The following is a 6,121-nucleotide window of genomic DNA, read 5'->3' on the forward strand; positions in this document are numbered from 1 at the left end:
CGAGCAGCGCCGCGGCCAGCTTCGCCCAGGCGCCCGCCCAGGGAGAAGAGATGTCCGGCAGCGCCGGGCTGCCGGGCAGCACGGGTGTTGCCCCCTCCACAGCCACAAACCTCCTCAACGCGGCGGCAGCCACCCCATGGGATCCAGGGGCTGGCCGTCCCGCCACACGGCAAAGTGCAGGTGCGGCCCCGTGGCCGTGCCGGTCGCGCCCACCAGGCCCACCGCTTGGCCCGAGGACACCTCCTGGCCCGCCTCGACCAGGACGCGGGACAAGTGCCCGTACACCGTGAACTCGCCGCCACCGTGGTCCACCGCCACGGCCAGGCCGAGCTCGCCCGCCCAGCCCGCGTGGGCCACCAGGCCGCCGCGTGCCGCCACCACCGGGGTGCCCGGCGGGGCGGCGATGTCGACGCCCGTGTGCATGCGCCTCACCCCGTACACCGGGTGCACGCGCATCCCGAACGGGGACGTCACCGGGCCCCGGAGAGGCCAGGTCTTCTCCCCGGGGTCGCCCGCGAACCTGGACGGAAGCGAGCTCCCCAGTGCGCCGCCCAGGGCCACGTCCTCGGCCTCGGCGCCCAGCCCGGGCTCCACGCCCCAGGTCACCGACTCCGCCACCTGCACGAAGTCCCCGAGCGGCCCCACCTCCAGGCCGCGGGAGGCCAGCGCCGCCTCCAGCAGGGACGCGTCCGGGCGGAAGACCACGCGGTCGGGCACCTCGCGGGTGACGCGGGTGCCGTCCGGGAGGGTTTCCGTCTCCACGCGGTACAGGTGCTCGTACACCCCCCGGTAGGTGCGGGCCTCGGCAAGGAGCAGAACCGCCTCCACGGACCTCTCGGGACCGTCCGGGCCGTCGCGCTCCTGGACCACCTCGGACTCGCGGTAGGAGAACCGGGGGGCCACGTCCCGGGCAAAGGACTCCGTCCAGCCCCGCAGGTCCTCCGGCTCCCCCGCGGCGGCGTAGGCCAGCATCACCAGGCCCCAGGGGAGATCGTAGGCGCGCTCGGAGCCGTAGGCGCTGCGCGCGGGCGGTATGGCCACCTCCGCCGCCTCCTGGCACGCACGGCGCGCGGGGTCCACCGCGGGGTCGCCCGAGAACCCCAGCAGGGTGACCAGCAGGATCAGCACGGCCACCAGGCACGCGGCCACCACCCACACCGGAGCCCCCAGGAACCCCGCCAGCCACGCTATCCCCTTGAAGGCCACCTTGCGCAGGGCCCACCCGGCTACCTGCCTGCCGCGCATGGCTCACGCCACCCGGTAGCGCGCGCCGTCCAGACTCGACCGGTGCATGGGCGGGGGCGTGCGCATGTAGGCCTCGAACGCGCGGAAGGGGGCGGCCGCGGCGGCGCCGAAGGCCCGGCTCGCGAGCTCGGCCGCCTTCCCACCGCCCAGGCCGATGCCGAATATGGCGCCGGTGACCGCGCCGGCCGCCTGGGCCATGTCCCCCAGGATCCCCACGCCGCTCGACAGGTAGGCGTGCCTGGCCCTGGCCCCCTCCGCGCGGCCGCGGTCAGCGCCGATCATCTCCCGCATCCGGTTCACCGCCTGCCGCCTGGCCTCGTGGACGTCCCCCGCCTCCGGCAGGCCCTCGCCGCGCACGCCCTCCGGGGGTAGCGCGCCGCCCCCGCCGCTGGCCTGCGCTGGCTGGGCGTCCACAGCACCCGTTCCAGCGCCACCGCCACCCCCACCACCGGGCTGGGAACCGGCCCCGGAAGAGGGGGAATGGGCAGCCGTCCCTCCTCCGCCGCCCCCTCCGCCCGGAGATCCGCCCGGCCCACCAGGGCCGCCGGGGGCTGCCGGCCCACCCACTCCGGCGGTGGTAACTAACCCAGCCGACGTACCCCGCGAGGCCCGGTTCACCATCCCTGCGATGCCCCAACCGGTGGCACCGCTGAGAGCTGACGCCAGCCCGCCCACGGCCATTCCCAGGCCGATCAGCCCGCCGGCGCCCGCAGCGGCCAGGCCCGCGTACTTCTCCTCGTCCACGCCCAAAAGGTTCAGCCAGCCGGTGAAAAGCCGCCGCACGAAGGCCGCCACGGGGATAAGCAGCCACAGGCAGAACAGCTTCGCCCACCAGGCGTCAAACAGGGAACCGTCGGACGAACCGGCGGAGCCCGCGGGCGAGGACGGTTGGGGCTCCGACGGCAGCGGGGGCACCTTGACCAGCACGTCCGGGTCGTACGCATACCCCGCCCGCGCAGGAGCCGCGACCAGCACCGACACGCACATGACCGCGAGGACCGCGACCGCAAACCGCCACGCCTTTTCGCCGCTCACCCCCGGCCGAACAGCAACATGCTTCATCGCAACATCACCTCCATGATGACACGGTGAATCACCCAGGCACCGAAGAGGAACTCTGCCGCCACCAGCCATTTCCTCAGCGCCGCCATGGCCTGCGCACGCGCGCGGGGATCGACCGAAGTCATGACCCGGTACCCGTTCAGCGCCAGCGCCACGGTCGCCACCAGCACCGACACGGAGACCAGGATGCCCACCCCGCGGCCGAGCAGTGCGGCCAGTTCGGAGGTCATCCCTGCCCCGGGTGAGGGACCCTGGCGGTAGAACAGGTCCCATATCAGCGCCAGCACGAAGGCGTGAGAAAACGACATGAACGAGTTCGACACTATCTCCGTGCCCAGGAGCAGGACGGGCAGCCTGATCCCGCGGAAGGCCCACGCCCACGAGAACAGGGGGATGAGCACCACCGAGACCACCAGCACGAGCTTCCGGACCAGGTACAGGAAGTTGAGCTGCAGGCACACCGCGGCGAAGACCAGCTTGGCCGCGCCGTTCCAGAACGGGCTGCCCGGCGCCTGCAGCTCCCGCAGCCACCCCTCGCCGAACTGCTGGGCCCAGGTCATCCCGCCCGAGCCCATCCAGCTGGAGACAGCGTTCACCAGCGCCCAGTTCACGTCGAGGAGGGCCCGCAGCAACGGCAGGGCAAACACGGCCAGGGCAATCGCCCCGCACACGTCCCACATCGACTCCATGGCCGAGGCGCGGTCGGAGGGGCTGGCGGAGCCCAGCACGTGCCTCAGGCCGAGCACGAGCACCACCAGGTAGACCACGAGCCCGGACAGGCCGATGGAGAACATGATCCCGTACCACCGCGACAGGGCTTCCCACTCCCGCGGCAGAAAAGTACCCGCGACCAGGTCCCTGCCCGCGCCGAAGATGAGCTGGGCCGGCGTCTGGAACCCGGCCCACCTGAATATCGCCTCGGCAATCCCGGCAAAGAAGTTGCCTATCAGGTTCCCTATGAATGTCACGCCTTCCGCCTCCAGACAAAGGCCTGGCTTTCGAGCCGGCGCAAAAGCCTCCACAAAACAGAGGCGGGGGAGCGCAGCGCGGCGCTCCCCCGCCAGGTGGGCCCGGATCAGAGGCCGAAGTGCCGCGGACGGACGGGCTCGTTTTCCAACGCCGCCCGCCTCACAGCCTCGTTCACCAGGTTCTTGATCTCCGCCGGGCTCCTGCCCTCCGTAAGGTCCGCGAGGCGCTCGAGGCAGCCCCGGTCGAAATCCCCCCAGCCGGGTTTGCCCTGCAGGAACATCTCGAACAGCTTCAGCCGGGCCTGCCGGTCGGGAAGGCCGATGTGGATTATGCGGTCGAACCGCCCCGGCCGCACCAGCGCCTCGTCCAGCACGTCGGGCCGGTTGGTGGCCGCCAGCACGAACACCCCCGTGCGGTCCTCAAACCCGTCCAGCTCCTGCAAGAGCACGTCCAGCAGGAGGTCGTGGGGCCGGTTGTGGTGGGCGCCGTCGCGCTTGCGGCCGATGGCGTCGATTTCGTCGAAGAACAGGATGCAGGGCGTGTTCTCCCGGGCCCACGCAAACAAGTTGTGCAGGTTCTGCTCCGACTGACCGACGTAGGAGCCAAGCAACTGCGGGGTGCTGATGCTCCGGAACGCGCAACCAAAGTAGCGCGCCGCCGCGCGGGCAAGCGAGGTCTTACCCGTGCCCGGCGGGCCGGCTAGCAAAAGCCCGCGGTCAACCTCCACCCCGTACTTCTTGACCCGGTCGGGATAGAGTGCAGGCAGCTCCAGGGCCATCTTCAGGGCCTGGATGGGCTCGTCCAACCCCACCAGCCCGTCGAACGCATGGGGATCACGTTTCTTGACAGGAATGCTCACCGGAGAGGGTTTGCTCTGTGCAACGTCTCGGTTCCGACGCGTGTCTCCCCGGTCCGGCACTGCCGCGGATCCAGACCCCTGGACTCCAGCAGCCCGGAGCCGGAACTGTGGCACGCTGGTGCCCGGCAGGGCCGTCCACAGCGTGAACCTGGTGAAGAAGTAAGGTGCAACGCCGACATACAACATGCCCAGCCCCAAGATGATGGCGATGGGGTTGGTAAGTTCAACGCCGCGGGCGAACACCAACAGACCGAGGAGGGGAAGAAACACAACTGCTGCCGCCGCCCTCGCAAGCCAGTGCGCAAGCCACAAGGACGAACCGGATACCCACCCACCCCAGATGTTGTCAACCAGTATGCTCCAGAAGAAGGCCGCCCAGACCGTGCCGGCCCAGTACCCGAGACGCCCAAGAGGTTCGTTCCCGACCTTCTCATAAGACGACCAGAACGCAGGCGCGAGCCATACAAGGAGCGGAACACCCAGCACCAGCCAACCCAGATCGCTCTTCGCGGACGGCACCGCGCACAGGGTGCTGAACCAGGGAACAAACTCGCTTAGACGCGGTATTGCCCGTCCGATGAAAACGCCAACTGCCACCCATCCCACGAGGAGCCCCAACCTGTATCCCAGCCGCACCACTCCGGCAAATCTCCCGCCCCCTCGGGGGACTGCCGCCGCACCTCCTCCCTCCCTTATTCCGGCCCCTTCGGGGCTGGCCAGTCCGCCCGTCGTCCGACCTGATTAGATTTTACAAGAAAGAGGAGGCCCTGGCAACTACTGCCGGGCCTCCCCTTCGGCCTCCTCCCCGGTGATGATGGCGTACTCCCGTGGCGAGGCCTCCACCTGCAGCACCACCGCCTGCTTGCCCGCACGCAGCAGCGCCTGGCCCACCTGGGCCTGGCGCAGGAAGTCGCGCTGGCCCTGCGGCAGCCGGAAGAACTCCGCCACGGCGTCGAGCTCCGCGGCGCTCTGCTGCATGAGCGCCACCGTGTCGGTGTTGGCCAGCACCCCGCGGCCCTGGGCGCTCTCGGCGAACTCCCGGAAGCTCTGCGACACCACCACCAGCGCACAGTGCCGCTTGCGGGCCCGCCGGGCCATCTCCTCCATGAAGTCCGCGCTGTCCCTGTGCTTGAGGAACATCCATGCTTCGTCAATCACGACCTGTTTTCTCACCTCGGGGTCGCGCTTGACGAACTTCTCCCAGATCCACCCCAGGAGAACCTGCATGGCAAGCGGCCGCAGGAACCGCTCGTCGAGGTCCGACACGTCAAAGGCGACGAGCGCCTTGTCCAGCGCCACCTCGCTGGGCCCGTCGAATATCCCCAGGCTGCCGCCCCGCAGCATCGGTTTCATCAGGGTCGCCAGGCGGGGCGAGACCCGCTCCAGCCGCGCGGCTAAATCAGACAGGGTGGGCATGGCCTTCTTGCGCGGGCCAAAGGCCGCTGCCTCCCCGGAAACCGACACCGTCCTGTCCCAGAGCGAGGCCGGGTCGGCGGTGATCCCGCGGGAGGCGTACTCCTCGCGCACCGCCTGCTCAAGCAGGGACTGCTCTTCCAGGGACAGCCTCTCGCCCTCCCGCTCCACCATGGCCGACACCAGCCACCTCACGTCCACCACCTTCGACTCCAGGGGCACCCTCCGCTCGCGCTCGTCCTCCTCCAGGTCGAGCGGGTTCACCCCCACCGGCCGGCCGGGCGCGAGACGCACCACGGTGCCGCCCAGGGCCTGCACCATGCGGCTGTACCCTCCCTCGGGGTCGACGAACACCGTGGGCCGGCCAAACAGCGCCGAGCGGGCGCAGAGCAGGTTCACGAAGAAGGTCTTCCCCGCGCCCGAAGTGGCGAATACCCCCACGTGGGGGTTGGCAAGCACCGGCGGCCCCGCGTGGGGGTCGAAGAACACCGGCGCGCCCGTCACCAGGTTGCGGCCCAGGCACACCCCCTCCGGGTGCGCGAGGTCAGCCGACACCCAGGGGCACAGCGCGGT

Annotated in this window: 5 protein-coding genes; all 5 read right to left on the minus strand. The window is 70.3% G+C overall.

What is annotated here, in order from left to right:
- Positions 1-114 precede the first annotated feature (114 nt).
- A complete protein-coding gene (locus tag AB1609_14005; GenBank protein MEW6047574.1) occupies positions 115-1,245 on the minus strand; it encodes a M23 family metallopeptidase in 1,131 nt (376 codons plus the stop codon).
- Positions 1,246-1,248: 3 nt separating this feature from the next.
- Positions 1,249-2,307, minus strand: coding sequence for a hypothetical protein (locus AB1609_14010; protein MEW6047575.1), 1,059 nt, complete (start codon positions 2,305-2,307; stop codon positions 1,249-1,251).
- Entirely contained in the window at positions 2,304-3,275 is a 972-nt protein-coding gene (locus AB1609_14015) for a hypothetical protein (protein ID MEW6047576.1), read from the minus strand. The genes AB1609_14010 and AB1609_14015 overlap by 4 nt, the downstream gene beginning before the upstream one ends.
- Positions 3,276-3,382: 107 nt before the next feature.
- Positions 3,383-4,774 carry an ATP-binding protein gene (locus AB1609_14020; GenBank protein MEW6047577.1) on the minus strand — a complete coding sequence of 464 codons (1,392 nt, stop codon included), beginning with the start codon at positions 4,772-4,774 and terminating at the stop codon, positions 3,383-3,385.
- A gap of 135 nt (positions 4,775-4,909) precedes the next feature.
- On the minus strand, positions 4,910-6,121 hold a 1,212-nt coding region (locus AB1609_14025), incomplete at its 5' end, for an ATP-binding protein (GenBank protein ID MEW6047578.1).

This window comes from Bacillota bacterium, assembly GCA_040754675.1.
Lineage (GTDB): Bacteria > Bacillota > Limnochordia > Limnochordales > Geochordaceae > Geochorda.

Coding starts and splice junctions, on each gene's coding strand:
- AB1609_14005 (MEW6047574.1), bottom strand. CDS start 1,245: ATGCGCGGCAGGCAGGTAGCCGGGTGGGCCCTGCGCAAGGTGGCCTTC.
- AB1609_14010 (MEW6047575.1), bottom strand. CDS start 2,307: ATGAAGCATGTTGCTGTTCGGCCGGGGGTGAGCGGCGAAAAGGCGTGG.